The organism is Methylobacterium endophyticum (assembly GCF_050591105.1).
Taxonomy (GTDB): domain Bacteria; phylum Pseudomonadota; class Alphaproteobacteria; order Rhizobiales; family Beijerinckiaceae; genus Methylobacterium.
Window position 1 is genome coordinate 201,449 of sequence record NZ_JBNHES010000005.1, and the last position, 25,981, is coordinate 227,429.

Below are 25,981 nucleotides of genomic sequence, written 5' to 3' on the forward strand. Positions count from 1 at the left end.
GAGCGGGGCCCGCGCCGTGCCGGCGCCGGAGGACGCGCCGGTCCGGCGGGTCTCGACGGGCGGGCTCGTCGCCCTCAACCTGGCGGGGCTCGCGGTCGTCGCGGTGCTGGCGGGGCTCGGCACCTGGCAGGTGCAGCGGCTCGCCTGGAAGCGCGACCTCATCGAGCGCGTCGAGACGCGCATCCACGCGGCCCCCGCGCCGGCACCGGCCACCGCCACGGCTGAGGCCGACGCCTACCGGCGCGTCGCCGCCACGGGGGTGTTCCTGCACGATCGCGCCACCCTGGTTCAGGCGGTGACGGCGCTGGGCGGCGGCTTCTGGGTGCTGACCCCGCTGCGCGCCGGGGACGGGCGCACGATCCTGGTCAATCGCGGCTTCGTGCCCTCCGACCGGCGCGATCCGGCGGCCTGGGCGCCCGCCTCAGGGCCCGTCACGATCGCCGGCCTGATCCGCATGAGCGAGCCCGGCGGCGCCTTCCTGCGCTCCAACGATCCCGCCGCCAACCGCTGGTATTCCCGCGACGTCGCGGCCATCGCCGCCGCGCGGGGCCTTCCCGAGGTCGCGCCCTATTTCATCGACGCCGAGGCCGCCCCAGGTCCGGGGGGCCTGCCGGTGGGCGGGCTCACCGTGGTCGACTTCCCCAACAACCACCTCGTCTACGCGATCACCTGGTTCGTGCTGGCGGCGATGACGCTGGCGGCGCTCGCCCTCGCGGATCTCCAGGCGCTGCGCGCGCGCTCCGCGCCGCCGGCCCGCTCCCGATCCGTATAGGCCGGCCGCCTTCCGTCGCCCGTCCGGCGGGGGGGATCGCTATTCGGCGCCCGCGACGCGCAGGGTGCGTCCGCCGGAGGCGAGGCGGGGAACGGCATCTCCCCGGCTTCCGGCGACCACGACGAGGCGCTGCACCTCGCCCCGCAGGAAGGCCTGGAGGAACCTGTCGTAATCGCGGAAGGACACGCAGCCGTTCGAATCGCCGCGCGGTCCGAGCATGAAGGTGTGGGCGAGGAGCCCATTGCGGCCATAGACCGCCTCGGCGCCGCCCACGGGGGTCAGCCGGATCGCGCGCACGCCGTGGAAGAGCGCCTCGCGCTCGGTGAGGTCGTAGGTGCCGGGCGGGGTCGGGCCGCGCATGCGGACATGGACGTGGCGGGGATCGTCGAAGGCGTCGCCGAGCCCGGAATGCGCCTCGAGCTTCTCGCCGTTCGGCAGCACCACGGTGCGGGCGCTGATATCGTAGACGGCGATGCCGGTGCCGGTCGCCGGCGCGGAGAAGGGGTTGAACGGGCTGCGCGCCGGCGGGGCGACGGGCTTCGTCTCCAGGGCGGCGTAGCCGAGGGCGGCGGAGGGCGCCCCGGCCGGGGCCGGAGACGGCTGGGCGCCGAAGAGCTTGTCGAAGAACGAGCGCGTGTCCTCCACCGGAGCGGCCGGCGCGGCGGCCATGGCCTGGCGCGAGGCGCGGCGATCCGCCCGGCGGGAGGGCTCGCCGGGATTCGCGCGCAGCTCCGAGGGGCGCGGCACCGGCAACGGCACCATCTGCGCCTGCAAGGACGGGGCCTGCGAGGACAGCTCCTGAGCCGGAGGAGCGGGCTCCTGCCGGGCAAAGGGCGTCGCGGATTCGACGGGCGCCTCCGGCGCGAGGGCCGCGACCTTCGCCTGCTCGGCGTCGCGAAACGCCTGCCGCAGAAGCGCGACCGACTCGGGGTCCAGCGGCGCGATCGGATCGGGGGTCTCGGCAGCGTCGACCACCACCGCTTCCCGTACGGGGAGGGGAGTATCGCCGCCGGTCGGGACCCGGTTCGAGACCGGCAGGCCGCCGAACAGGACGAGCACCAGGATCGCCGTCACGGGCGCCCGCAGGGGGGACAGGCCGGCAAGGGCGAGACGGCCAGAGGCGGCGCGGCGGGGAGCGGGAGGGGCGCCGTCCGGGGGCAGGGTGTCGTTTACCATGCTGGCGCCGCCGAGCTCCTCGTCTCCCGACGGATGCCCGGCCGGTCAGCCCGCGCCGAGAATCGGCGGCGCACCGGGCCCGACAGCATTCGTCGAGCAACAATCAGCCGGCCGCGCTCGGCTTTTCCGGGGCGCAATCATGGTGAATCTGAGATGGAGCGCGGCGGTTCGCGGCCGCCGCCGGGCGCGAGGCCGGCGGCGGCGATCGTCCTACGGGGCGTCGATCTGGCGGCCGAGGGTGGCGATGGCCCGCTGGTAGACGCTCGCCGCGTTCCAGCCCTGGATCGCCGCGAAGTTCGGCTCGCCCGGCTGGTAGCCGGCGCCGGCCCGCCAGCCATGGCCCTTGAGGAAGTTCGCCGTCGAGGACAGGGCGGCGCCGACATTGTTGAGGTCGCCGCCGGTGCCGTACTGGAGCACGTTCTTGGGCAGGAACTGGGTGTGGCCGACCTCGCCATGGGCGGCGCCGCGCGTGCTGGCGTTGAGCACGCCGCTGTCGACGAGCTTCAGGGCCGCGTAGAGCTGGTCGGTGAAGTATTCCGAGCGGCGGCAGTCATAGGCGAGGGTCGCCACCGCCGAGAGCGTGTTGACGTTGCCCTTCACCGCGCCGAAGCCGGTCTCCATGCCCCAGATCGCCAGCAGCGGGCCCGGCGGCACGCCGTAGCGCTGCTCGATGGAATCGAAGAGCGCGGCGTTCGTCACCTTGAGCTTGCGTCCGCGCGCCACGATGGTGGGGCCGCCGCGCTTGGCCAGGAACTGGTCCAGCGAGAGCTTGAAGCTGCGCTGTCCCCGGTCGGCCGAGATCGTCGCCGTGGAGTAGGAGGTCGTCGCCAGGGCGGCGAGGCTGGCGGCGCTGGCGCGCCCCTTGGCTTCCTGCGCGAACTCGCTCTTCCACGCCTCGAAGCCGCCAGCCGAGTTGCCGCATTGCGCCGCCTGCGCGCCGACGGGCACGAGGGCGAGCGCGGCGATGGCCGCCGCCGCGACGATCTTGCCACAGGTATGGTCTGTCACGCGAAACTCCTCTGGCAGTCGGTCGGCGAAGGCATGGTCACGGGCGGCCGAGCCGAGTCGCCGCCGCGCCGGCAGGTGGTATGCCCGAGGCGCCTGTCCGGGGCTAGACGGCGCGCGAATCACATTCCATCCAGGCCGCGACCTGTGGCGGATGGGTCGCCGCGCGCGAAGTGCCGTTTGGCACAGGCCGCGAAGGCGCGGGCGGAGGGCCGGGTCGCTCCTCGGTCCGGCATGCTGTAGGCCCGCGCGGCGTTCTTCGCGCCCCGCCCGCCGAGCAGCAGACCATGCCGCCGATCCTGTCGATCTCCAATCTGTCGAAGACCTACGCCTCGGGCTTCTCGGCGCTGCGCGACATCACTCTCGACATCGCGCGCGGCGAGATCTTTGCGCTGCTCGGGCCGAACGGGGCCGGCAAGTCGACGCTCATCAACGTGATCTGCGGCATCGTCACCCCGAGCGCCGGCACGGTGCGCATCGACGGCCACGACATCCTGAGCGACTACCGCGCCGCGCGCGGCATCGTCGGGCTCGTCCCGCAGGAACTCACCACCGACGCCTTCGAGACGGTCTGGAACACGGTGAGCTTCACGCGCGGCCTGTTCGGGCTCCCGAAGAACCCCGCTCATATCGAGCAGGTGCTGCGCGATCTCTCCCTGTGGGAGAAGAAGGACAACCGCCTGATGACGCTGTCGGGCGGGATGAAGCGGCGCGTGCTCATCGCCAAGGCGCTCTCCCACGAGCCGCGCCTGCTCTTCCTCGACGAGCCCACCGCCGGGGTCGACGTGGAGCTGCGCCAGGACATGTGGCGCCTGGTGCGCCGACTTCAGAGCCAAGGCGTCACCGTCATCCTCACCACCCACTATATCGAGGAGGCGGAGGAGATGGCCGACCGGATCGGCGTGATCCGCAAGGGCGAGATCATCCTGGTCGAGGAGAAGGCCGCGCTGATGCACAAGCTCGGGCGCAAGCAGCTCACCATCCAGGTGAACGGCGCCCTCGACGCGGTGCCGCCCTCGCTCGCCGCCCACGGGCTCGAGCTCGACGGCCAGGGAAGCGAGCTCGTCTACACCTACGACACCAAGGCCGAGCGCACCGGCATCACCGCCCTGCTGACGGATCTGGCCGCCGCCGGCATCACCTTCAACGACCTGCGCACCAGCCAGAGCTCCCTCGAGGACATCTTCGTCGACCTCGTGCGCGAGCGGGCCTGAGGAACCTCCCCATGAACTGGCTCGCGGTCCGCGCCATCTACCGCTTCGAGATGAGCCGTTTCTGGCGCACGGCGATGCAGAGCATCCTGGCCCCGGTGATCTCGACCTCGCTGTATTTCGTGGTCTTCGGCGCCGCCATCGGCTCGCGGGTGACGGCGGTCGACGGGGTGCCCTACGGCCTGTTCATCGTGCCGGGCCTGATGATGCTGGCGCTGCTCACGCAGAGCATCGCCAACGCCTCCTTCGGCATCTATTTCCCGCGCTTCGCCGGCACGATCTACGAGATCCTCTCGGCGCCGATCTCGCCGGTGGAGGTGGTGATCGGCTATGTCGGCGCGGCCGCCTCGAAGTCGATCCTCATCGGGCTCATCATCCTGGCCACCGCCTCGCTGTTCGTGCCGCTGCGCATCGACCATCCGGTCTGGATGCTCGCCATCCTCGTGCTCACCGCCGTGACCTTCAGCCTGTTCGGCTTCGTCATCGGGCTGTGGGCGGACGGGTTCGAGAAGCTCCAGCTCGTGCCGCTGCTGATCGTGACGCCGCTGACCTTCCTCGGCGGCAGCTTCTACGCCATCGACATGCTGCCGCCGTTCTGGCGGGCGCTGAGCTTGGCCAACCCGGTCGTCTATCTCATCAGCGCCTTCCGCTGGGCCTTCTTCGGCACGGCGGACGTCGCCATCGGCGTCAGCCTGGCCATGACCGGGCTTTTTCTCGCCGTCTGCCTCGGGCTCGTCACCTACATCTTCCGCACCGGCTACCGCCTGAAGAACTGATCCGGGCGGCGCCCCGAGCGCGGGCGCTACCGGACTCTTCAAGACGCGCGGCCGCGCCTGTCCCGGCCCGATCCGCAAGGACCGGGATCTCGGCGTCGCGCCCGCTCGCTCCCCGGCATCGGCCCGTGGCGCTTCGAGCGCCGGAGCCGCATCGTCGCGACCGCGTCGGGCGCGAAAGAAAAACGACTGTCCATCCCCGCTGAGACGATGGAATTTTCTGCCGCGATCGCATTGCAAAAGACAAAACGAATTCATTGACCGGGCAGCATCGCCGGCACAAATTATCGCCATAGCCAAGACGGCGACATCAATACTTCTTCCAAGCGATCGATACGCCTGAAATCGCCCGATCATCGCGGCGGTGAGGCGTGCTTTATTCTCCTGTTCCGCCGCCCGGCAGAAAATCCGGTCGCGCGGGCCGTCATTCACGCGAGGTTTTTCGTGGCACGAATCCCCACACCTGCGAGGGCCGCCTGATGCCGTTCCGTATCGTCGCCTTCTCGGGCAACACGCGCCGCCCTTCGCGCACGCGCACCCTGGTGGAAGCGGTCGCCGCCGAGGTGGCGCGCCGCCAATCCGTCGAGATCCGCACCTTCGACCTCGTGGACGCGGGCACGGGCATCGCGGTCGCCGCCCGCAACGCCCTGCCGCTGCCGGCGGCGCGGATCGTGGACGCCATCGAGGGGGCGGACGCCCTGATCGTCGGCTCGCCGGTCTACAAGGGCGCCTATGCGGGGCTGTTCAAGCACCTCATCGACTTCGTCGATCCCGAAGCGCTCGCCGGCAAGCCGGTGGTGCTGACGGCCACCGGCGGCGGTCCGCGCCATGCGCTGGTGGTGGAGCATGCCCTGCGGCCGCTCTTCGGCTTCTTCGCCGCGCAGACGGTGCCGACCTCGGTCTATGCGGGCGAGGCCGAGATCGCCGACGGCAAGGTGGTCGACGCCGCCGTGCGGGTGCGCATCGAGCAGGCGGCGCGGGAGCTCGGGCTGCTGCTCGACCTCGCGGGCGAGCGCGCCGGCCTGCCGCTCGCCGCCTCGCGATAGGAGCCCGCGCGATGCTCTCCCGCCGCGCGCTGGTCGCGGCCTCGCTGGCCGCCGCCGGAGCCGCCATGGCCCCACGGCGGGCGCGCGCGGCCGAGGCCGCCCGTCTCGCCATCGGCTACCAGAAGAACGGCATCCTCGCGGTCGCCAAGGACAGCGGCGCCATCGAGGCGCGGCTGGCTCCGCTCGGCGTCTCCGTGACCTGGACGGAGTTCTCCTACGGGCCGCCGCTGCTGGAGGCCCTCGGGCTCGGCGCCATCGGCTTCGGCCAGACCGGCGACGCGCCGCCGATCTTCGCGCAGGCCGCCGGGGCGAACCTCGTCTACGCCGCCGCGCAGCCGGATGGCGGCTCGGGCTCGGCGATCCTGCTGCCGAAGGACTCCGGCATCCGCTCGCTTGCCGATCTCCGGGGCAAGCGCGTCGCCTTCGCCAAGGGATCGAGCGCCCACAACCTCACCATCGCCGCCCTGGAGAAGGCCGGCCTGAGCTATGGCGACATCGCCCCCGTCACCCTCGCGCCGGCGGACGGCGCGGCGGCGCTGGCGCGCGGCTCCGTCGACGCCTGGACGGTGTGGGACCCGTATTTCGCCATCGCCGAGCAGGGCGGGCAGGTGCGCGTGCTGGCGCAGGCGTCGGAGATCGCGCCGACGAACAATTTCTTCCTCGCCAACCGCACGCTGGCCGAGAGCAGGCCCGGCATCGTCGCCGAGACCCTCGCGGCGCTCGCCGGCGTCGCGGCCTGGTGCGAGGCGAACCGGCCGAGCGTCGCCGCCAGCCTCTCGAAGGCCACCGGCGTGCCGCTCGCCGCCACCGAGCGCACGGTCGGGCGGATCAAGTACACGCTCGCGCCGATGAATCCGGCGGTCACTGGCGAGCAGCAGCGCATCGCCGACCGCTTCCACGGGCTCGGCGTGATCCCGAGGCCGGTGCGCGTCGCCGACATCGTCTGGACGCCTCCGGGCGCCGCTCCGCGCAACGGGTGAGTTTCCCATGGCCGATTCCTCCGCGATCCCCGCACCGCGCGTCGCCGCGCGCCGGCGGGATGCCTCCCTCGCCCGGCGGGTCTCCTCCGGGACCGCGCCACGGCTCGATCCGCAGCGCCTGCTCCCTTGGCTGCTGCCGGCCGCGCTTCTGATCGGCTGGCAGGCGGCGGCCTCCGCCGGGCTGATCTCCACCCGCTTCCTGCCGGCCCCGCTGGAGGTGGCGGCGGCGGGCTGGCGCCTCGGCCGCACGGGCGAGCTCTGGACCAATCTCTGGGTGAGCTTCTGCCGCGCGGCCCTGGGCTTCCTGATCGGCGGCGGCATCGGCCTGAGCTTCGGTCTCGCCAACGGCCTCTCGCGGCTCTCGGAGCGGCTGACCGACACCAGCCTCCAGATGGTGCGCAACGTGCCGCATCTCTCGCTGATCCCGCTGGTGATCCTGTGGTTCGGCATCGACGAGGGCGCCAAGCTCTTCCTGGTGGCGCTGGGCGTGTTCTTCCCGATCTACGCCAACACCCTGCACGGCATCCGCTCGGTCGATCCGCAACTCGTCGAGATGGGCCGGGTCTACGGCATGTCGCGGCGCGAGCTCTTCCGGCGGGTCGTGCTGCCCGGCGCGCTGCCCTCGATCTTCGTCGGGCTCCGCTACGCGCTGGGCATCATGTGGCTGACGCTGATCGTCGCCGAGACGATCTCGGCCTCCTCGGGGCTCGGCTACATGGCCATGCAGGCGCGCGAGTTCATGCTCGTCGACGTCGTGGTGCTGGCGATCCTCATCTACGCGGCGCTCGGCAAGCTCGCCGACAGCCTGACGCGGCTCTTGGAGCGGCGCTGCCTCGCCTGGAACCCGGCCTACCGCGACGCCTGAACCGCGCACGCTCGCCCCTTCGACAAACGGGATCCGTCATGACCGCCTCCGCCGCCCTGCGCTTCGAGGACATCTCCGCCGATGCCCGCGCCGCCGCCCGCCCCAGGGCGCGACAGCCCGCGCGCGGGCTCGCCGTGACCCTGCGGCGCCTCGCCAAGGCGTTCGACGGCGGGGAGCCGGTGATCCGCGGCCTCGACCTGCACATCCCGGCCGGGCAGTTCGTGGCCGTGGTCGGCCGCTCCGGCTGCGGCAAGAGCACCCTGCTGCGGCTCATCCTCGGCCTGGAGACCCCGAGCGGGGGCAGCATCGCCCTCGACGGCGAGCGCGACGGACAGGCGGGCTCGGGCGGAAGCCGCCGCATCATGTTCCAGGAGCCGCGCCTGCTGCCCTGGGCTCGCGTCGCCGACAACGTGGCGGTCGGGTTGGGCCGCGCGGGGAGCCGGAGCGAGCGCCGGCTGCGGGCGCAAACCGTGCTCGCCGAGGTCGGGCTCGGCTCCAAGGCCGGGATCTGGCCGGCGACGCTCTCGGGCGGCCAGCGGCAGCGCGTGGCGCTCGCCCGCGCCCTCGTCAGCCGGCCCTCGCTGCTGGCGCTGGACGAACCGCTCGGGGCGCTGGACGCGCTCACCCGCATCGACATGCAGGCGATGATCGAGCGGATCTGGAAAGATCAGGGCTTCACCGCGATCCTCGTCACCCACGATGTCGGCGAGGCGGTGGCGCTGGCCGACCGCATCCTCGTGATCGAGGAAGGCGAGATCGCCCTCGACCTGTCCGTGGACACGCCCCGTCCGAGGCGGCGCGGCGACCCCGACCTCGCGGCGCTGGAAGGCCGCATCCTCGACCGGCTTCTCGGCGCGCGCGCCTGATACCGCCGGCATCCAAGACAATCGGAGACACCGATGAGCATATCCACGGACGGCAAGACCGACGTCCTCTGGTTCCTGCCCACCCACGGCGACGGCCGCTATCTCGGCGCGGCGGAGGGGGCGCGGGACGTGTCCCTCGACTATCTCGGCCAGATCGCGCGCGGTGCGGACGACCTCGGCTATTACGGCGTGCTGCTGCCCACGGGACGCTCCTGCGAGGATTCCTGGGTGATCGCCTCGGCGCTCGCCCCGCTGACGAAGCGCCTGCGCTTCCTCGTGGCGGTCCGTCCGGGCCTTCAGGAGCCTTCCGCCGCCGCCCGCATGGCCGCGACCCTCGACCGGATCTCGGACGGGCGGCTCCTCATCAACGTCGTCACCGGGGGCGATCCCGTCGAGCTGAGGGGCGACGGCGTCTTCCTCGACCACGACGAGCGCTACGCGGTGACGGACGAGTTCCTGCACATCTGGCGCGGGCTGATGGCCGGCGAGACCGTCAGCTTCGAGGGCCGGCACCTGAGAAGCGAGAACGGCCGCGTCATCTTCCGGCCGGTGCAGGATCCCCATCCGCCGCTCTATTTCGGCGGCTCCTCGCCCGCCGGCATCGAGGTCGCGGCCGAGCATTGCGAGGTCTACCTCACCTGGGGCGAACCGCCGGCCGGCGTCGCGGAGAAGATTTCGCGCGCCAAGGAAGCAGCGGAGCGCCGCAACAAAAAATTCTCCTACGGCATCCGCCTCCACGTCATCGTGCGCGAGACGGAGAGCGCGGCCTGGGCCGAGGCCGAGCGGCTGATCTCGCGCCTCGACGACGCCACCATCGCGCAGGCGCAGGCCACCCTGAAGCGCCAGGATTCCGTGGGCCAGAGCCGGATGATGGCGCTGCACGGCGGCGACCGGAACAAGCTCGTGGTCTCGCCCAATCTCTGGGCCGGCGTCGGGCTGGTGCGGGGCGGGGCGGGGACGGCTCTCGTCGGCTCGGCGACCCAAGTCGCCGACCGGATGAAGGAGTACATCGATCTCGGCATCGACCGCTTCATCCTGTCCGGCTACCCGCATCTCGAGGAAGCCTACCGCTTCGCCGAGCTGGTCTTCCCCAAGCTTCCGTTGCGCGCCACCACCGGCACCACCCGAAGCGCGGCCGCCAATAACGGCCCCTTCGGCGAGGTGATGGCCAACGACATCGTGCCGCTCCGCCGCGTCGCCGCGCGCTGACCCTCCCTCATCCCCTCCCAGCAGCCCCGAGGACGCCTCTCATGCAAGCCGCCGCTCAGCCCCTGCCGGAGGCTCGCCTCGCGCGCGCCTGGATCCTGCTCACCGCCCTCGCGCTGTCGCTGCTGACGGGTTTGGCCGCGCGGGCCGACGAGAAGGTCGTGCGCATCGGCTACCAGAAATACGGCACCCTCGTTCTCCTGAAGGGCAAGGGCACCCTCGAGCCGAAGCTGAAGGCGCTCGGCTACACGGTGACGTGGTCGGAATTTCCCTCGGGGCCGCCGCTGCTCGAGGCGCTCAATGCCGGCGCCCTCGATTTCGGCACGGCGGGGGAGACGCCGCCGATCTTCGCCCAGGCCGCGAGCGACGCGCTCACCTACGTGGCCCATGAGCCGGCGGCCCCGCGCGGCGAGGCGATCCTGGTGCCCAAGGACAGCCCGATCCGCTCGGTCGCGGAACTGAAGGGCAAGACGGTCGCCTTCACCAGGGGCTCGAACGTGAACTACCTGGTGGTGAGCGCGCTGAAGAAGGCCGGGCTGACGCTCGCCGATATCACGCCGGTCTACCTCACGCCGGCGGACGGGCGTGCCGCCTTCGAGCGCGGCGCCGTCGATGCCTGGGGCGTCTGGGACCCCTTCTACGCGGCGGCGGTCGTCACCGGGAACGCGCGCGTGCTGAGCGACGGCACGGACCTCGTGCCCAACCACCAGTTCTACCTGGCCTCGCGCGCCTTCACGGCCAAGAACGGCGCCGCCGTCGACGCGGTCGTGTCCGCCATCGCCGAGATCGACGCCTGGGCGAAGGACAACGCCGACGCGGTGGCGCAGGAACTCGCGCCCTCCGTCGGCATCCCCGCGCCGATCCTGGCGGTGGCGCTCAAGCGCCAGAGCTACGGGGTGCGCTCCCTCGACCGGGACGTGGTGGCCCAGCAGCAGCGCATCGCCGACACCTTCCACGGCCTCGGCCTGATCCCCAAGGCCGTCGACGTCGCGGACGCGGTGCGCAAACCAGGAAGCTGAGAGGACGAGACGACAGGCGGAAACCGGGCGGCTGTGAGCTGTTGAGACTTGAGGCCGCCCGGCTTCCTCGAAGCGCGTCCTTGGGAAGGATGATCACTTCGATGGTCGTATCGAAGACACCATAGAAGACTGCGGGCTGCGGTTACAGGGCTTCGCCGGTGCGGAACCGCACATAACCCTCGGAACGGTGAACGCAATCCGTGGGCCCGCCGGTGGCGGCGCGCGGCGTCGGCGATGCGGGCCGCCTGCCGGTTCCGCGCGGAAGCAGGCGAGCCGTCGGAAACGATCCTCGCTCATTCCGTCAGACGACATCACCCGTAAGCGCGCGCGGTTTCCAGTCCGAGAATATACATGACCGATCCCATATCGGCATCTTTCAGGACATCCAGATTGGACTTCACCGGTGTCCAGATCCGGTCCTTCACCGCCTCGGGACTACGTGACTCCGTCTTCTCGAGAAGAAAAGCCCATGTCTTCCCGACCAGCTCATGCACACGAAACCCTGCCGGTTCGGCCAGGAGCGAGATCGCGGCGAGCGAGTAGGACACCAGATGACCGCACCTGAGCGGATCCAGATACCCAGGAGCGTCCTTGCGCACGAAATCCGGCTGCCCTGAGTTGAATATGAACAACGCATCGTCGTGCGATACCGCCGCCAAATCGACCAGCATCGTACGTAGCATCTTCGGCGTTAGATGCTCGATGACCTCGATGCAACATCCTGCATCGACTTTCATATCGAGATCCGAAATGCTGCCTATGATCAAATTCGGATTCTGACTCATGTGATAAGCGGGAGGATATTTCTCGATGCCGTAGAATTTATGCTTCGACCTCGGCAGATATGTCGAGCAGGCGTCCAGAAGAAGCCCTCCCCCGGTCCCGACATCCAGGAAGACATCGATAGGACGGCGCGCGTACAGGAATGCTTCCGCAACACGCGCCAATGCTGGGCCATAGCATCGAACACGAGCCGCCTTCAGTTCTTTTTCCCAATAAGAGCCCTCATAATCGACCAGAGAGCGTCCATTGTCGATTTCATCGATGGTTTTCGGGTCGATGAAGATACTGTCGCAGCCAAAACATTGAATATAATCAAAGCCGGATACCTTAGTATACAATTCGGTATTTTCCGACTCGCAAATCGGACAATGCGTCGTCATTCTTCCACGCTCCAGCTTCTCGTTCTCGTACGGCGAGTACCATGAAGCGGCAATGCTTCGCTGCCGGCCTATCCGCAGCTCCGCAGCAGGTCACGTCTACGCTTTGGACGGCGCGCATCAGGCGGCAATGATTTTCGAAATCTCGGCGGACCGGCCGGCGACGACGCAGCCTGTTCGCTCACGACGCGGAGGACTACAACCGGCGCGAATCCGCGTTGCATCGCGGCTATCGTGGCCGCCCGCGTCGCGAGACGACGGCGTGCGGTTCTGGGATCGGGAACGGTCATGACCTTCATTCGCGAGCTCGCGGCCCGTCGGGCGCCGCATGACGTGGCGGGCGGCAACCGGGCCGCGCGGCGGGGACGGGCCGCGTGACCCGCCAGGCGGTGATCTTGGCCGGGGGCAAGGGCACCCGACTGCGCGAACGGCTCGATGGCCGACCCAAGCCGCTGGTCGATGTCGACGGGACGCCCCTGCTGGGGCGGCAGCTCCAGCTGCTTGCCCGGAACGGTTTCGACAGCGCCTTGATCCTCGTCATTCACGCGGCGGATCAGATCGAGGCGTTCTGCCGCGAGACCGATTTCGGACTCGCCCTGACGACCCTCGACGACGGCGAGGCCAAGGGCACCGCAGGCGCCGTTCTGGCCGCCTTGGACCGGCTCGCCCCCCGATTTCTGGTTCTCTACGGGGACACGCTGCTGGACGTGGACCTGGCGCGCATGTGGGAGGCCCACGCGCATGGCGGCGCGGCCGCGACGCTGTTCCTGCACCCGAACGATCATCCCCATGACTCGGATCTCGTGGAGACCGACGCCTCGGGCCACATCACCGGCTTCCACTCCTATCCGCATCCCCCGGACGCCCTGCTGCCGAATCTGGTCAACGCCGCGCTCTACGTGATCGAACGCGAAGCGCTGACCCGCTGGCGGGACGCCTCCCCCCCGCTCGACTTCGCCAAGGACCTCTTTCCGCGCATGGTCGCCGCCGGCGAGCGGCTGCGCGGCTACGTCTCCTTCGAGTACATCAAGGACATCGGCACCCCCGCGCGTCTCGACAAGGCCGTCCGCCATCTGCGCACGGGCGTGGTCGAGCGCGCCAGATCGAGCAGGCCGCAGAAGGGGGTTCTGTTCGACCGGGACGGCACCCTCAACCAGCTCGCGGGGCACATCCGCGACCACGAGGACCTGCATCTCCTGCCGGGCATCGCCCAGGCGGTCCGCAGGCTGAACGATGCGGAATACCGCGTCGGCCTCGTCACCAACCAGCCCGTCATCGCCCGCGGCGAGGCGACGCTTCAAGACCTGCGCCTGATCCACAACAAGCTGGAGACGGAGCTCGGCCGGAGCGGCGGATGGCTGGACCTCATCCTGCTCTGCCCGCACCATCCCGATGCCGGGTTCTCCGGCGAGGTCGCGTCGCTGAAGATCCGATGCGCCTGCCGGAAGCCCGGCATCGCGCTGATCGAAGAGGCCCGCGAGCGCCTCAATCTCGACATGCAGCAATCCTGGTTCGTCGGCGATTCGACCACGGACATGCTGGCGGCCAAGCGAAGCGGCCTGCGGTCCATCCTGGTCCACACCGGAGAAGGCGGACGCGACGGCCGGGCTCGCGTCACGCCGGACGTGGTGGTCGACGACGTCCCCGCAGCGGTGCGGTTCATCCTCGAGACCTATCCGGCACTGCGGGATCGGCTCGCGCCGCTCACCGCGCGCATTCGCCCCGGAGACGTCGTCCTGATCGGGGGACGGGCCCATCTCGGCAAGTCGACGGTCGCGCGCGCCCTCGCCTGGACCCTCGCCGAGCGGGGCGGCAAGCCGCTGGATCTCGCGCTGGACAGGTTCATCAAAAGCGCCGCCGACCGTGACGGCAACGGCCTCCTCGGCCGCTACGAGCTCGAAGCGGCGCGCGCCATGCTCTCGCCCTGGCTGGAAAGCGGCACGGCCACCGAGCTGACCCTTCCCTGGTACGATCGCCATACGCGGACGCGGCATCCGGCGGTCGATCACGCAACGCTCGAGCGGGAGACGGTGCTGATCCTCGAAGGCGTGCCCGCGCTTCTCTTCGCCCTGCCGGAGTCGCCGGCCGCACGCCGTGCCGTCCACCGCGTCTGGGTCGGGGGGAACGAGGAGGAACGGCACCGCCGGATCCTTCGGACCCTGACGGGGCGCGGTTCGAGCCCTGCCGAGGCCGAGGCGATCTATGCAAGCCGCCTGCGGGACGAGGACGCACTGATCGAGAGCGGTCGGCGGAGCGACGATCTGCAACTCACGATGGACGACCTCCTTCCGGCGCCGGCCGGTTAGAACGGCAGCCGCGTGATGCGGAGATTGCGCCGGCCTGGGGAGCGTGTAGCGACCGCCTCAGAAGGTGGTGGTCGGATTGTAGAAGATGATCCGGCTTCCCATCGTATCGAAGCGGAACTTGATGAGCCGCAGCATGCCGAGCGCCTCGGCGACGGCCGCGTGGCGCTCCTCCGGCGCATAGAGCATCAGGAACCCGCCCGAGCCCGCGCCGAGAAGCTTGCCTCCGAGCGCGCCCGCCTTCTTGCCCAGCGCATACCAATGGTCGATCTCGTCGGTGCTGATGCCGCTCGCGAGGGTCTTCTTCAGGCTCCAGTTGTCGTCGAGGATCTCGCCGAACGAGTCGAGATTGCCGTTCTGGAGCTCCTCCCGGAGCACGTAGGCGAGCTCGACCATCCGAACCAGGGCGCCTCGCTTCGCACGGTCGCTCGTGACCGCCTCCGACTGCTGCTTCAGGATGTGGGACGCGCTGCGGGTGATGCCGGTATAGAAAATCAGGATGCGCCGTTCGAGGCTGTCGCGAACGCTCGGCTGCATGATGATGGGCGAGACGACCACGCTGTCGTCGGCCTTGAACTCGATGAGGTTCAGCCCCCCATACGCGGCGGCGTATTGATCCTGCTTGCCGATCGGCTCGCCGCAGCGCCCGATCTCGATCTCGCAGCTCATCCGGCCGAGATCCTCCGCCGAGATGTGGCGCCCGAGATAGGCCGACAGCGCATTCAGGAGCCCGACGGTGAAGGTGCTCGACGAGCCCAGGCCGGTGCCGCGAGAGGGGATATCCGCGATCGTCGTGATCTCGACCCCGCCATCGATCTTCATCAGGTCGAAGGCGGCGCGCACGAGCCGGTGCTCGATCTGCTCGACGGACTCGACCTCCTCGGTCTTCGAATAGGCCAGCCGGATGCCGCCGTCGAACTTCCGGTTGATATTGACGTAGACGTATTTGTCGATCGCCGTGCTGAGCACCGCGCCGCCGTGACGCCGATAGAAGTCCGGCATGTCGCTGCCGCCGCCAACGAAGCTCATCCTGAGCGGAGTTCGGCTGATGATCATCGACGGTCGTCGGGGTTCGGGGGAAAGGGCAGGGCGGCGAGAGCGAGATGAGCTTGCACAAGAAGGACTTGGGCGAGACGAGCCTGGCCCGCCTCGCCGGATCGGGACGAGACGGCCACCGTTCCGCCAAGCGGTAGCCGCATCGTCAGGGCCGCCCCGTTTCCTGCGCGACGATCTGGTCCACGGCCCGCAGCACGGCGGCGCGCGAGTCGAGCCGCGGGCTCCAGCCGAGCCGCGCCAGACGCTCGGTGCTGTATCGGAAGCGCGGCACGTCGCCGATCCAGCCGCGCGAGCCCGTTCCGTACCGGATGCGGGCGGCGGGCGACACGCGGTCGCGCACGATTTCGGCGATCTCGCGGACATGGATGCCCTCGTCCGAGGGACCGACGTTGTAGACGTTGTAGCGGGCGGGCGCCTTGTCGGCGATGAACAGCATCGCCTCGACGAGATCCTCGACATGAAGATAGGCCTTGCGCTGGGAGCCGTCGCCGAGCACGTCGAGGGTGTCCGGGGTCGCGCGCAGCTTGTGGACGAAGTCGAGCATCACTCCGTGGGTCGCGGGCACGCCGACGACGTTGGGAAAGCGGAATACGTTCGCACGCGGCAAATGGGCCTCGACCGCCGCGCGGATCTGCGCCTCCGAGGCGAGCTTCATGGCGCCGTAGTTCGAGATCGGCTCGAGCGGCCCGATATCCTCGTGGATCGCCTGCTCGCCGAGATCGCCGTAAATGGCCGAGCTCGACGCGAAATGGAGAACCTGCGCCGAGACCTCCTTCGCGACGATCAGGGTGTTGAACGTCGTCATGAAGGTCTGCCGGAGGTCTATCGCCGGGTCGGCGATACCGGCGGGAATGTCGGAATTGGCCGCGAGGTGCCAGATGTCGGACACGCCGCCCCGCTCGGCGGCCGGGGCCAAGGCGGCGCGAAAGGCGGTCAGGTCCGTCAGATCGACGACCTCGGAGCGAAATCCGTCGCGCCCGGCGAAAGGCTCCCAATAGTCGCGCCGCCCCCGCGACAGGTCGTCGAGCGCGAGCACGCCGACGCCCCGATCCAGCAGTCTCCCGGCGAGATTGACGGCGACGAAGCCCGCGCCCCCCGTGATCACATGGATTGCCACGCCCGTCTCCCTCCATGCGGAACCGCGCGCATGGAAGCATCCGCTCTAGGCGCTTTCAGACGCGCCCGACAGACCCCGATCGATTGTTCCGCCGTCTCTCGGGATGGGGAACCGGAAGCAACGTCTCTCAAACAGGCTCCTGCCGGGCGCGGTCGACGCAGGCATGAGGCCCAAGCCGCCATGAATCGCCGCCGGGACGGGCCTGCCGCGAACGAAGAAGGCCGCGACAGCAAAAAGGGGCCAGCCTGAAGCCAACCCCTCGCAACGTCCGATAAATTCGATGGTACCACCGCCCCGGCTCGAACGGGGGACCCCCAGATCCACAATCTGGTGCTCTAACCAACTGAGCTACGGCGGCCCGAGGCGCTGCGTGTATCGCGGGGTCGGCCGGTTTTCAAGCTCCCGGCCCTTCTCTTTTGCGCCTTGTGGACGCGGCGCCCGCTCGGGACGGCGGCGGGCTTGCGCGCGCCACCCGCTCGCGGCCACAAGCGGGACATTGACCGGAGACACGATGCCCCCGACCCGCGCCCCGGCGCGCCGCCTGCTCGACCGCCGGACGATCCTTCAGGCGCCCGGCCGCCTGCGCGGCCTCGTCCGCGGCAGCGAGATCGGCCTCGCCCTCCTCGCCGCCGTGATCGGCTGCGCCTCGGGCGTCGCGGTGTCGGGCATGAATCTCGTCGCGCAGGGAATGCGCGAGCACCTCTACGGGCTCTCCCACGGCACCCGTCTCAGCGCGTCGTCGGCACTGGCGAGCCCCTGGCTGGCCCTCGTCCCGGCGCTCGGCGGGATCGTGCTGGGCCTCACCGTCCTCGCCATCGGGCTGAGACGCGGCAAGAGGCGGCCGGTGATCGACCCCATCGAGGCGAACGCGCTGCATGGCGGCCGGCTGTCGCTACGCGATTCCGCCTATGTCGCCGCGCAGAACGTCCTCTCCAACGGCTGCGGCGCCTCGGTGGGGCTGGAGGCCGGCTACACGCAGCTCTCGGCCAGCATCGCCTCGCGGCTCGGGCTCGCCTTCGAGGTCCGCCGGGGAGACCTGCGCACGCTGGTCGGATGCGGATCGGCCGCCGCCATCGCGGCCGCCTTCGGCGCGCCGCTCACGGGCGCCTTCTACGCGTTCGAGCTCATCATCGGCACCTATTCCATCGCCACCCTGACGCCGGTGGTGGTCGCGGCGTTGTGCGGAAGCCTCGTCTCGCGGGCGCTGGTCTCCGGGCCGGCGCTCGCGGCGATCCCGGAGGCCGGCTCGTCCTTCGCGGCGGCGGTCTCCGGCCTGGACACGATCCCGAGCGTCGCCCTGGGGCTCGTCTGCGCGGGTCTCGGCATCGCCCTGATGCGCGGCGTCACCCTGGTGGAGCAGGCCGTGCGCGCGACCAGGCTGCCGCAGGCGGCGGCGCCCGCCCTCGGCGGCCTCGGCGTCGGCCTCCTCGCCCTGACCCTCGGCCCGCAGGTGCTGTCGGGCGGGCACGGGGCGCTGCACCTGCATGTCTCGGCGGAGGCGCCGGCCTATGGCGCGGCGGGGCTGGCGCTGCTCTACGCGGGCAAGGCGACGGCCTCCGCTCTCTCCATCGGCTCGGGGTTTCGCGGAGGATTGTTCTTCGCCTCGCTTTTTCTCGGGGCGCTGGCGGGCAAGATCTTCTACGCGCTCTCGCCGGGCCTCGCCTCCTTCGGGCTGATGCCGCCGGATTACGCGGTGATCGGCATGAGCGCGCTGGCGGTGGCGGTGGTCGGTGGGCCGCTGACCATGACCTTCCTGGCGCTCGAGGCCACGGGCAGCTTTCCCGTCACGGGGCTGGTGCTTGTGGCGGTGATCGCCTCCTCCCTCGCGGTGCGGAAGACCTTCGGCTACTCCTTCGCCACCTGGCGCTTCCACCTGCGCGGGGAGAGCATCCGCTCGGCCCACGACATCGGCTGGATCCGAAACCTCACCGTCGGCCGGCTGATGCGGCGCGAGATCCGGCCGGTGCGGGTCGACATGCCGCTGGCGGAGTTCCTGCGCGCCCATCCCCTCGGCTCGCCCTCGCGGATCGTGGTCGTGGACGGGGCGGAGCGCTATGCCGGCATCGTCATGGTACCAGAGGCCCATGCCGCCATGCGCGACGACGCCGCCCGCGACGCCGAAGGGGAGCCCCGGACGCTCGCCGACATCCTGCGCCACCCGCGGGACTTCCTGACCCCGGAGATGAACGCCAAGGAGGCAGCCGCCGCCTTCGACCGAACCGAGAGCGAGGCGCTCGCCGTCGTCGACGACGCGGCGACGCTTACCGTGATCGGTCTCCTCACCGAGAGCCACACGCTCAAGCGCTACAGCGAGGAGCTCGACCGCCAGCGTCAGGCGATGGCGGGGGAGGGGGTCTGAAGCCTTCGCGCCTCAGCGCGGCCGGCGGGCGACGCTGACGACATTGGCGCCGCGACCCTTTTTCTCGGGGATTGTCTTTTGGACCATGTCGACGATTCCGTCGGCGTCGAGCTTTGCGTCGGCGTACATTTTGTCGGGGGTGTCGTGGTCCTGGTAGCGGTCGGGGAGCGTCATGGTGCGGACCCGGACGCGGCCGGCATCGAGGGCGCCCTTCTCGGCGAGCAGATGCAGCACCATCGCCCCGAAGCCGCCCACCGAGCCCTCCTCCAGCGTCACCAGCACGTCGTGCGTGGCGGCGAGATCGAGGATCAGCGCCTCGTCGAGCGGCTTGGCGAAGCGCGCGTCCGCCACGGTGACGGCGACGCCCGCTTCCTCCAGCCTGTCGGCGGCCTTGAGCGCCTCGGCGAGGCGCGTGCCGAGGGACAGCAGCGCCACCCGCGCGCCGCCCTTGGTCTCCCCCGCGCGGCGCACGATCCGGCCCTTGCCGATCTCGAGCACCTCGCCCTTCTCCGGCAGGTCGACCCCGACGCCCTCGCCGCGCGGATAGCGCAGCGCGCTCGGGCCGCCGTCATGCGCGTGCAGGGTCGCCACCATGTGCACCAGCTCGGCCTCGTCGGAGGCCGCCATCACCGTCATGTTCGGCAGGCAGCACAGATAGGCGAGGTCGAAGGCGCCCGCATGCGTCGCCCCGTCCGCGCCGACCAGCCCCGCCCGGTCCATGCAGAAGCGCACGGGCAGGTTCTGCAAGGCCACGTCGTGCACCACCTGGTCGTAGGCCCGTTGCAGGAAGGTCGAGTAGATCGCCACGAACGGCTTGTAGCCCTCCGTCGCCAGCCCGCCCGCAAACGTCACCGCGTGCTGCTCGGCGATGCCGACGTCGAAGGTCTTGTCCGGGTGCGCCTTGCCGAACAGGTCGATGCCGGTGCCGCCGGGCATGGCGGCGGTGATCGCCACCACCTTGTCGTCGGCATCCGCCGCCTTGATCAGGCTCTCGCCGAACACCCGGGTATAGGCCGGCGCATTGGGCTTGGCCTTGGCCTGCACCCCCGAGAGCACGTCGAACTTGACGACGCCGTGATAGCGGTCGGCGCTGGCCTCGGCCGGGCCGTAGCCCTTGCCCTTGCGCGTGACGACGTGGAGCAGGATCGGGCCCTGGTCGGAATCGCGCACGTTCTTGAGCACGGGCAGCAGGTGGTCGAGATTGTGCCCGTCGACGGGGCCCACGTAGTAGAAGCCCATCTCCTCGAACATGGTGCCGCCGCCCCCCGTGATCAGGTTGCGGGCATATTCCTCGGCGCGCGCGGCGCGCTCGTAGATCGCCTTGGGCAGGAGCTTGCCGAGCTGCTTGGCTGTCTCGCGCAAGCCCCGATAGGCGCCCCCGGAAGCGAGCCGCGCCAGATAGGCCGACATGGCGCCCACCGGCGGGGCGATGGACATGTCGTTGTCGTTGAGCACCACGATGAGGCGCGAATGCATGGCGCCGGCGTTGTTCATCGCCTCGTAGGCCATGCCCGCCGACATCGAGCCGTCGCCGATCACGGCCACCACGTTCTTGCGCTTGGGGGCCTCGGCGCCCTTCGCCTTGGCGGCGGCCGCGTCGAGATCGCGCGCCACGGCCATGCCGAGCCCGGCCGAGATCGAGGTCGAGGAATGGGCCGCGCCGAACGGATCGTAGACGCTCTCGCTCCGCTTGGTGAAGCCCGACAGCCCGCCCCCCTGGCGGAGCGTGCGGATGCGGTCGCGCCGCCCGGTGAGGATCTTGTGCGGATAGGCCTGGTGGCCGACATCCCAGACGATGCGGTCGTCGGGGGTGTCGAAGACGTGGTGCAGCGCCACCGTCAGCTCCACCACCCCGAGCCCCGAGCCCAGATGCCCCCCCGTCACCGACACCGCATCGATCATCTCCGACCGAACCGCGTCCGCAACAGCCTGCAACTCAGACTCCGGCAACAGCCGAAGCGACGACGGGTCAGACAGGCCGTCAAGGAGAGAGGTGGAAGTCGAGGACACGGGCTGAACCCTCACTGGCGACCGCGCGGCGCGGGCATCGGCGCGCCACGGGCAGTCGTGTCGGACAGGCGGGGCAGGGCCGAAAGGCCTGTGCCGCCGAAGGAAACCGCCGGGGGAGGCGCCATCGGGCGGCCCTACTCGACGTCGAGGGGAGCGACGCCGGCGGCCTTGCCATCCGGCCCCGTCGCGATTCTCTGGATGCGCTGCTCGGCGGTCTTCAGCAGCCCGTCGCAATGGCGCTTCAGGGTCTCGCCGCGCTCGTAGATGGCGATCGAGCGTTCGAGCGGAACGTCGCCCTGCTCGAGCTGGCGCACGATCTCCTCGAGCTCGGCCAGCGCCGCCTCGAACGGCATGCCTTCGAACGGCGTATCCTGCGCCGGCGCGCCGGTCTTCGACGCCGCGGACGGTCGGGCTTCTGTCATCCCACGCATTCCTCTTGAGGTCGGTTCTAAATCGCCGAGGCTCCGGCATACAACCCTGCCGCGCCGGGGCGCGGTGCCGGCGGGCACGCAATCGCCGGCCGGGGCGTCGTTTCGGCCACAGGATTCTTCGGGGGATCCGTCAGTCGAGGGGGATGTGGAAGGGCGTTCCCTCGAAGCAGTCCTCGCCCCGGCCGATGGCGGCTATGCCCGCGACCATGCGGCCCCGACGCCCGAGCAGGCCGTCGCCGATCTCGACGAAGAGGCGGTTCGGGGTCGCGGTGGGGGAGGCCGCGCGCAGGACGCGCGCCATCTCGCCCTCGTCGCGCTCGGGCATCAGGGCGCAGGCGGCGATATAGGCGGCCGCCGTCGAGCGGCTGACGCCCGCGTAGCAGTGGATGAGGAGCGGCTTCTCCCGGTCCCAGGCCCGCGCGAAGGCGAGGATGCGCGCCACATGCTCCTCGGCGGGCAGGACGTGCCCCTCCTGCGCCGCGACCACGTCGCTGACGAGCACCGCCTCGTAGCGGTCCGGGCGGATCGCGGCCGGACGCTCCATCTTCGCGCGGTTGCCGAGCAGCGTGAGGACATGGCTCGCCCCGCTCGACGCGAGGGTCTCGGGCAGGCGTGCGAGGGAGCAGACATGGATGCGGGGCATGGCGCTTCCTGGGGCGGTTGCGGCGGCGGCGTCAATCCGGGGGCAGGAGCTCGTGGAAGCGGGCGAGGTAGCGCGCCTGCGCCTCGGCGGTGGGCCAGGGCTCGCAGAGTGCCGTCACCGGCTCGGGCAGCCAGCGCGGGCGGCCGAAATAGCGTGCGGCCTCTTCCGGCGAGAACCCGGCGAGCCGCACCGCCTCTGCCTGGGCCGCGATGCGGTCCGCGCGCTTGACGAGGCGGGCGAAGGCGGGGCTCGGGGCGGGGAGCCCGAAGCGGCGTCGGATGGCCGCGAGCAGGCGCCGCTCGACGCCCTTGTAGGAATCGCCGATGGCCGCCTTCAGGGGCGAGATGATGTCGCCGACGACGTATTCGGGCGCGTCGTGCAGCAGCAGCTCCAGGGCCTGCGGCGGCGTCAGCTCGGGGTCGAGATGGCGGCCGACCGCCTCCACCAGCAGGGAATGCTGAGCCACCGAGAAGACGTGCGGCCCCTCCGTCTGGCCGTTCCAGCGGGCGACGCGGGCGAGCCCGTGGGCGATGTCGGCGATCTCGATGTCGAGGGGCGAGGGGTCGAGGAGATCGAGCCGGCGCCCGGAGAGCATGCGCTGCCAGGCGCGCGCGGTTCTCTCACGCGGCCGGCTCACGTCGGATTGCCGAGAGCCGCGCAGGCCGCGTGCCGGTGGCAGCCGACGAGATGGTCGTTGACCATCCCCACCGCCTGCATGAAGGCGTGGACGATGGTCGGCCCGACGAACGAAAAGCCTTCCGCCTTCAGAGCCTTGCCAATGCGCGCCGAGACCTCGGTCTGTGTGGCGACATCGGCGCGCGAGCGGAGGCCGCCCTGGATCGGCACGCCGTCCACGAAGTCCCACAGGAAGCGGGAGAAGCCGGGGCCGCTCTCCTCGATGCGCAGCCATGCCCGCGCCCCGGCGACGGTGCCGACGATCTTGGCGCGGTTGCGGATGATGCCGGTATCGCCCATCAGCCGCTCCACGTCCTCGGGGGTGAAGCGGGCGATCCGCTCGGGCTCGAAACCCGCGAAGGCCCGGCGGAAGCCCTCGCGGCGGCGCAGGATCGTGATCCAGGAGAGCCCGGCCTGGAACCCGTCGAGGATCAGCTTTTCGTAGAGGGCGCGCGAGTCGTGCTCCGGCACGCCCCATTCCGTGTCGTGATAGCCGACATAGAGCGGATCGAGGCCGGCCCACCAGCAGCGGGGACAACCGTCGGGATGGGCGATCAGGCCGATTTCCGCTGACATGCCTCCGGGTTTAGCGGGCGCTTCCGGTCGGGCCAAGCCTCAGACGGCGGCGTCCGGGACGGGGAAGCTGGCGAAGGCCGGCTTCTCGACGCCGAGGGTCGCGCCGCCGGCCCGCAGGGGCTCCCCGGCGGCCAGGGCATCGGCGAGGCGGTCGAGGCGCAGCGATGCGAGCCCCCGCGTGCCGGCGCCGCTGCCGGTGGCGCCGAGGCTCTTCTGGCCGGCCACGATCTCGGTGCCGGCCTCCGGCGCCTGCCCGTCGCGATAGACCACGGGCACAATGCGGGTGCGCGCAGTGCCGCGATGCTGCATGCGCGAGACCACCTCCTGGCCCACGTAGCAGCCCTTCCTGAAGTCGACGCCGCCGATCTGGTCCATCAGCGCCTCGTGCGGAAACGCCTCGCCGAAGGGGAAATCGCGCCCGCCCTCGGGAATGCCCAAGCCGATACGATGGGCGTGATAGTCGGCCTCCGTCGCGTCCGCCGAGAACGCGCCTTCGGCAGCATAGAGGCGGTTCCCAAGCTCGGACAGGCGCCCGTCTCGCAGGGTGGAGACCTCGGCGGCCGGCACGGAACCGCCCCAGGCGGCCGCCACCGCGACGGTCGGATCGGGAGCGAACGCGACCTTGGCCCGCAGGCGGTAGAGGCCGAGGCGCTTGGCGAGATCGGCGGCGCGCTCGGCGGCGACGTCGAGCCGGAAGCCCCCTTCGCCGCGCGAGATCAGGAAATCGAACAGGATCTTGCCCTGCGGCGTGAGCAGGGCCCCGAGCCGGGCCTCGCCTTCGGCAAGCGTGGCGACGTTGCAGGTGACGACGCCTTGCAGGAAGGTCTCGGCCTCCTCGCCCGTGACGGCGACGATCGTGCGGTCGGGAAGGAGGGCGATGGGCATGGCGGCTCCGGGGTCCGTCGCTCCGGCGGCGTTGCGCCGGGGGCGGGGCTGACATAAGCCCCGGCCGACCCGCCCTCAACCGCGCCGGAGCCAGCCATATGGAAGAGCCCTTCGATCTCGTCCTCTCCGGCGGCACGGTGGTGAACCACGACGGCGAGCACCGCGCCGATCTCGGCATCCGCGCCGGACGGATCGCGCGGATCGGCGACCTCGCAGGCGCCCCCGCGCAGGAGCGCCAGGACTGCACCGGGCTGCACCTGCTGCCCGGCGTCATCGACAGCCAGGTGCACTTCCGCGAGCCGGGCCTCGATCACAAGGAGGACCTGGAATCGGGCTCCCGCGCCGCGGTGATGGGCGGCGTCACCGCCGTCTTCGAGATGCCGAACACCAACCCGCTGACCACCAGCGCGGCGACGCTGGCCGACAAGGTGGCGCGCGCCCGCCACCGGATGCATTGCGACTTCGCCTTCTGGGTCGGCGGCACCCACGAGAACGCGGGAGAGGTGGCGGAGCTGGAGCGCCTGCCGGGGGCGGCCGGGATCAAGGTCTTCGTCGGCTCCTCGACGGGGGCGCTGCTGGTGGAGGACGACGCGGGGGTTCGGGCGATCCTCAAGAACATCCGCCGCCGCGCCGCCTTCCACTCGGAAGACGAGCCCATGCTGCGCGAGCGGAAAGACCTGCGCGTGCCGGGCGATCCGTCGTCGCACCCGGTCTGGCGCTCGCCGGAGGTGGCGCTGAAGGCGACCCGGCGGCTGGTGGCGCTCGCCCACGAGACGGGCGCGCGCATCCACATCCTGCACATCTCCACGGCGGAGGAGATGGTGTTTCTCGCCGAGCACAAGGACGTGGCCAGCGTCGAGGTGACGCCGCACCACCTGACGCTCGACGGCGCCGAGGCCTATCCGCGCCTCGGCAATCTCATCCAGATGAACCCGCCCGTGCGCGCCGGCCACCGCGACGGCATCTGGCGGGGCCTGACCCAGGGCGTCGCCGACATCCTTGGCTCCGACCACGCGCCCCATACGCTGGAGGAGAAGGCCAAGCCCTATCCCGATTCGCCCTCGGGGATGACCGGCGTGCAGACGCTGGTGCCGATCATGCTCGACCATGTGGCCGCCGGCCGGCTGTCGCTGGCCCGCTTCGTCGACATGACCAGCGCCGGCCCGAAGCGCCTGTTCGGTATCGCGCGCAAAGGCCGCCTCGCCGCCGGCTACGACGCCGACGTCACCGTGGTCGACCTCAAGCGCCGCGAGACCATCCGCAACGACTGGATCGCCTCGAAATCCGCCTGGACGCCCTATGACGGCGTGACCGTCACCGGCTGGCCGGTGGGCACGCTGGTGCGGGGCAGGCGGGTGATGTGGGAGGGCGTGTTGACCGGCCTGTCGCAGGGCGAGCCCGTGGTGTTCGAGGAGGCTTTGGCGGCTTCCCATTGAGGAGCAAGCGGCCCGACATGCGTTCCGAAGCGGATGCGCCGACACGGTTCGCGAATGTCGACATCGATGTCCACGGCGAGACCGGGGTGGCTGAATTCATCACCGCTCTCGGTCGCAAGGCGATCCCGATGTACCGGGAGCCTACCTGGGCTTCGTTCGAGCTGAACGATACCTTTAGCGACGCGCAGTCCTGTCTGGACGCGCTGACAGCCGCCATCGAGAACCTTTCGCCGGAAGCGCGCAGCCTATGGGACGGCTTCCGGCGGCGGACAGTCAATATCGGGGTGCGGGCCGGTACGCGACCTCACTCGACAGAGTTCGGCATCTCACAGACCACGATGGCGGCACTGGCCGCCATCGGATGCGAAATTACCTTTACCGTTTATGCCCCGTCGGCGGCAGACTGACGCG

24 protein-coding genes and 1 tRNA gene are annotated in these 25,981 nt (G+C 70.4%); 13 read left to right on the plus strand and 12 right to left on the minus strand.

Annotated features, from left to right (window positions below; genetic code table 11):
• The first annotated feature begins 16 nt into the window (after positions 1-16).
• Positions 17-772, plus strand: a complete 756-nt coding sequence (locus ACP56T_RS08310; RefSeq protein ID WP_430911665.1) for an SURF1 family protein — start codon at positions 17-19, stop codon at positions 770-772.
• Between the two features lie 39 nt (positions 773-811).
• Here ACP56T_RS08310 and ACP56T_RS08315 read toward each other — a convergent pair whose 3' ends face one another.
• Positions 812-1,948 carry a DUF2778 domain-containing protein gene (locus tag ACP56T_RS08315; protein WP_430911666.1) on the minus strand — a complete coding sequence of 379 codons (1,137 nt, stop codon included), beginning with the start codon at positions 1,946-1,948 and terminating at the stop codon, positions 812-814.
• 210 nt (positions 1,949-2,158) lie between these two features.
• Entirely contained in the window at positions 2,159-2,956 is a 798-nt protein-coding gene (locus ACP56T_RS08320; protein WP_430911667.1) for a lytic murein transglycosylase, read from the minus strand.
• Between the two features lie 284 nt (positions 2,957-3,240).
• Here ACP56T_RS08320 and ACP56T_RS08325 point away from each other — a divergent pair, with 284 nt between their 5' ends.
• The 8 genes from ACP56T_RS08325 to ACP56T_RS08360 all read left to right on the plus strand — a co-directional run bounded on the left by ACP56T_RS08325 (position 3,241) and on the right by ACP56T_RS08360 (position 10,919).
• On the plus strand, positions 3,241-4,167 hold the full coding sequence (locus tag ACP56T_RS08325) for an ABC transporter ATP-binding protein (protein ID WP_430911668.1): 927 nt from the start codon (positions 3,241-3,243) through the stop codon (positions 4,165-4,167).
• Positions 4,168-4,178: 11 nt separating this feature from the next.
• Entirely contained in the window at positions 4,179-4,940 is a 762-nt protein-coding gene (locus ACP56T_RS08330) for an ABC transporter permease (protein WP_430911669.1), read from the plus strand.
• Between the two features lie 476 nt (positions 4,941-5,416).
• A complete protein-coding gene (msuE, locus tag ACP56T_RS08335) occupies positions 5,417-5,983 on the plus strand; it encodes an FMN reductase (protein WP_430911670.1) in 567 nt (188 codons plus the stop codon).
• Positions 5,984-5,994: 11 nt separating this feature from the next.
• A complete protein-coding gene (locus ACP56T_RS08340; RefSeq protein ID WP_430911671.1) occupies positions 5,995-6,963 on the plus strand; it encodes an aliphatic sulfonate ABC transporter substrate-binding protein in 969 nt (322 codons plus the stop codon).
• A 7-nt stretch (positions 6,964-6,970) separates the two neighbouring features.
• On the plus strand, positions 6,971-7,828 hold the full coding sequence (gene ssuC, locus ACP56T_RS08345) for an aliphatic sulfonate ABC transporter permease SsuC (RefSeq protein WP_430911672.1): 858 nt from the start codon (positions 6,971-6,973) through the stop codon (positions 7,826-7,828).
• Positions 7,829-7,866: 38 nt separating this feature from the next.
• Positions 7,867-8,694, plus strand: coding sequence for an ATP-binding cassette domain-containing protein (locus tag ACP56T_RS08350; protein WP_430911673.1), 828 nt, complete (start codon positions 7,867-7,869; stop codon positions 8,692-8,694).
• Between the two features lie 33 nt (positions 8,695-8,727).
• Positions 8,728-9,903, plus strand: coding sequence for an FMNH2-dependent alkanesulfonate monooxygenase (gene ssuD / locus ACP56T_RS08355; protein WP_430911674.1), 1,176 nt, complete (start codon positions 8,728-8,730; stop codon positions 9,901-9,903).
• A gap of 41 nt (positions 9,904-9,944) precedes the next feature.
• Positions 9,945-10,919 carry a sulfonate ABC transporter substrate-binding protein gene (locus tag ACP56T_RS08360; RefSeq protein ID WP_430911675.1) on the plus strand — a complete coding sequence of 325 codons (975 nt, stop codon included), beginning with the start codon at positions 9,945-9,947 and terminating at the stop codon, positions 10,917-10,919.
• Between the two features lie 311 nt (positions 10,920-11,230).
• Here the strand turns inward: ACP56T_RS08360 and ACP56T_RS08365 are convergent, their stop codons facing one another.
• Entirely contained in the window at positions 11,231-12,082 is an 852-nt protein-coding gene (locus ACP56T_RS08365; RefSeq protein ID WP_430911676.1) for a class I SAM-dependent methyltransferase, read from the minus strand.
• A gap of 371 nt (positions 12,083-12,453) precedes the next feature.
• Here ACP56T_RS08365 and ACP56T_RS08370 point away from each other — a divergent pair, with 371 nt between their 5' ends.
• Positions 12,454-14,385, plus strand: coding sequence for an HAD-IIIA family hydrolase (locus ACP56T_RS08370; protein WP_430911678.1), 1,932 nt, complete (start codon positions 12,454-12,456; stop codon positions 14,383-14,385).
• Between the two features lie 57 nt (positions 14,386-14,442).
• Here the strand turns inward: ACP56T_RS08370 and ACP56T_RS08375 are convergent, their stop codons facing one another.
• From ACP56T_RS08375 to ACP56T_RS08385, 3 genes are all read right to left on the minus strand, one after another.
• Positions 14,443-15,411 (minus strand): GHMP family kinase ATP-binding protein, encoded by a 969-nt coding sequence (locus tag ACP56T_RS08375; protein ID WP_430911679.1) that lies wholly within the window; start codon positions 15,409-15,411, stop codon positions 14,443-14,445.
• 172 nt (positions 15,412-15,583) lie between these two features.
• Positions 15,584-16,555, minus strand: a complete 972-nt coding sequence (locus tag ACP56T_RS08380) for an NAD-dependent epimerase/dehydratase family protein (protein ID WP_430911680.1) — start codon at positions 16,553-16,555, stop codon at positions 15,584-15,586.
• Between the two features lie 281 nt (positions 16,556-16,836).
• Positions 16,837-16,913 (minus strand) — tRNA-His (locus ACP56T_RS08385).
• Positions 16,914-17,066: 153 nt separating this feature from the next.
• On the opposite strand from ACP56T_RS08385, the gene ACP56T_RS08390 reads away from it, so the two are divergent.
• Positions 17,067-18,914: a chloride channel protein gene (locus ACP56T_RS08390; RefSeq protein ID WP_430911681.1), complete on the plus strand. Its 1,848-nt coding sequence runs from the start codon at positions 17,067-17,069 to the stop codon at positions 18,912-18,914.
• Between the two features lie 12 nt (positions 18,915-18,926).
• Here ACP56T_RS08390 and dxs read toward each other — a convergent pair whose 3' ends face one another.
• The 6 genes from dxs to ygfZ all read right to left on the minus strand — a co-directional run bounded on the left by dxs (position 18,927) and on the right by ygfZ (position 24,134).
• Positions 18,927-20,924 (minus strand): 1-deoxy-D-xylulose-5-phosphate synthase, encoded by a 1,998-nt coding sequence (gene dxs, locus ACP56T_RS08395; protein ID WP_430911682.1) that lies wholly within the window; start codon positions 20,922-20,924, stop codon positions 18,927-18,929.
• Positions 20,925-21,058: 134 nt separating this feature from the next.
• Positions 21,059-21,346, minus strand: a complete 288-nt coding sequence (locus tag ACP56T_RS08400) for an exodeoxyribonuclease VII small subunit (RefSeq protein ID WP_430911683.1) — start codon at positions 21,344-21,346, stop codon at positions 21,059-21,061.
• A 139-nt stretch (positions 21,347-21,485) separates the two neighbouring features.
• Complete coding sequence (locus ACP56T_RS08405; RefSeq protein WP_430911684.1) at positions 21,486-21,998, minus strand: tyrosine phosphatase family protein; 513 nt, start codon at positions 21,996-21,998, stop codon at positions 21,486-21,488.
• Between the two features lie 31 nt (positions 21,999-22,029).
• Entirely contained in the window at positions 22,030-22,593 is a 564-nt protein-coding gene (locus ACP56T_RS08410; protein WP_430911731.1) for an HD domain-containing protein, read from the minus strand.
• A gap of 38 nt (positions 22,594-22,631) precedes the next feature.
• Positions 22,632-23,249, minus strand: coding sequence for a DNA-3-methyladenine glycosylase I (locus ACP56T_RS08415; protein ID WP_430911685.1), 618 nt, complete (start codon positions 23,247-23,249; stop codon positions 22,632-22,634).
• Between the two features lie 39 nt (positions 23,250-23,288).
• Complete coding sequence (gene ygfZ, locus ACP56T_RS08420; protein ID WP_430911686.1) at positions 23,289-24,134, minus strand: CAF17-like 4Fe-4S cluster assembly/insertion protein YgfZ; 846 nt, start codon at positions 24,132-24,134, stop codon at positions 23,289-23,291.
• Positions 24,135-24,232: 98 nt separating this feature from the next.
• Here ygfZ and ACP56T_RS08425 point away from each other — a divergent pair, with 98 nt between their 5' ends.
• Both ACP56T_RS08425 and ACP56T_RS08430 read left to right on the plus strand, forming a co-directional pair.
• Positions 24,233-25,570, plus strand: a complete 1,338-nt coding sequence (locus ACP56T_RS08425; protein WP_430911687.1) for a dihydroorotase — start codon at positions 24,233-24,235, stop codon at positions 25,568-25,570.
• Positions 25,571-25,587: 17 nt separating this feature from the next.
• A complete protein-coding gene (locus ACP56T_RS08430) occupies positions 25,588-25,977 on the plus strand; it encodes a hypothetical protein (RefSeq protein WP_430911688.1) in 390 nt (129 codons plus the stop codon).
• Positions 25,978-25,981: the final 4 nt, after the last annotated feature.

Excerpts from the sequence above, each read along its gene's own strand:
- ACP56T_RS08360 (WP_430911675.1), top strand. The coding sequence starts at position 9,945 with ATGCAAGCCGCCGCTCAGCCCCTGCCGGAGGCTCGCCTCGCGCGCGCC.
- ACP56T_RS08410 (WP_430911731.1), bottom strand. The coding sequence starts at position 22,593 with ATGCTCTCCGGGCGCCGGCTCGATCTCCTCGACCCCTCGCCCCTCGAC.
- ygfZ (WP_430911686.1), bottom strand. The coding sequence starts at position 24,134 with ATGCCCATCGCCCTCCTTCCCGACCGCACGATCGTCGCCGTCACGGGC.
- msuE (WP_430911670.1), top strand. The coding sequence starts at position 5,417 with ATGCCGTTCCGTATCGTCGCCTTCTCGGGCAACACGCGCCGCCCTTCG.
- ACP56T_RS08325 (WP_430911668.1), top strand. The coding sequence starts at position 3,241 with ATGCCGCCGATCCTGTCGATCTCCAATCTGTCGAAGACCTACGCCTCG.
- ACP56T_RS08405 (WP_430911684.1), bottom strand. The coding sequence starts at position 21,998 with ATGCCCCGCATCCATGTCTGCTCCCTCGCACGCCTGCCCGAGACCCTC.
- ACP56T_RS08415 (WP_430911685.1), bottom strand. The coding sequence starts at position 23,249 with ATGTCAGCGGAAATCGGCCTGATCGCCCATCCCGACGGTTGTCCCCGC.
- ACP56T_RS08425 (WP_430911687.1), top strand. The coding sequence starts at position 24,233 with ATGGAAGAGCCCTTCGATCTCGTCCTCTCCGGCGGCACGGTGGTGAAC.
- ACP56T_RS08340 (WP_430911671.1), top strand. The coding sequence starts at position 5,995 with ATGCTCTCCCGCCGCGCGCTGGTCGCGGCCTCGCTGGCCGCCGCCGGA.
- ACP56T_RS08390 (WP_430911681.1), top strand. The coding sequence starts at position 17,067 with ATGCCCCCGACCCGCGCCCCGGCGCGCCGCCTGCTCGACCGCCGGACG.
- ACP56T_RS08315 (WP_430911666.1), bottom strand. The coding sequence starts at position 1,948 with ATGGTAAACGACACCCTGCCCCCGGACGGCGCCCCTCCCGCTCCCCGC.
- ACP56T_RS08330 (WP_430911669.1), top strand. The coding sequence starts at position 4,179 with ATGAACTGGCTCGCGGTCCGCGCCATCTACCGCTTCGAGATGAGCCGT.
- ACP56T_RS08365 (WP_430911676.1), bottom strand. The coding sequence starts at position 12,082 with ATGACGACGCATTGTCCGATTTGCGAGTCGGAAAATACCGAATTGTAT.
- ACP56T_RS08350 (WP_430911673.1), top strand. The coding sequence starts at position 7,867 with ATGACCGCCTCCGCCGCCCTGCGCTTCGAGGACATCTCCGCCGATGCC.
- ssuC (WP_430911672.1), top strand. The coding sequence starts at position 6,971 with ATGGCCGATTCCTCCGCGATCCCCGCACCGCGCGTCGCCGCGCGCCGG.
- ssuD (WP_430911674.1), top strand. The coding sequence starts at position 8,728 with ATGAGCATATCCACGGACGGCAAGACCGACGTCCTCTGGTTCCTGCCC.
- ACP56T_RS08400 (WP_430911683.1), bottom strand. The coding sequence starts at position 21,346 with ATGACAGAAGCCCGACCGTCCGCGGCGTCGAAGACCGGCGCGCCGGCG.
- ACP56T_RS08375 (WP_430911679.1), bottom strand. The coding sequence starts at position 15,411 with ATGAGCTTCGTTGGCGGCGGCAGCGACATGCCGGACTTCTATCGGCGT.
- ACP56T_RS08430 (WP_430911688.1), top strand. The coding sequence starts at position 25,588 with ATGCGTTCCGAAGCGGATGCGCCGACACGGTTCGCGAATGTCGACATC.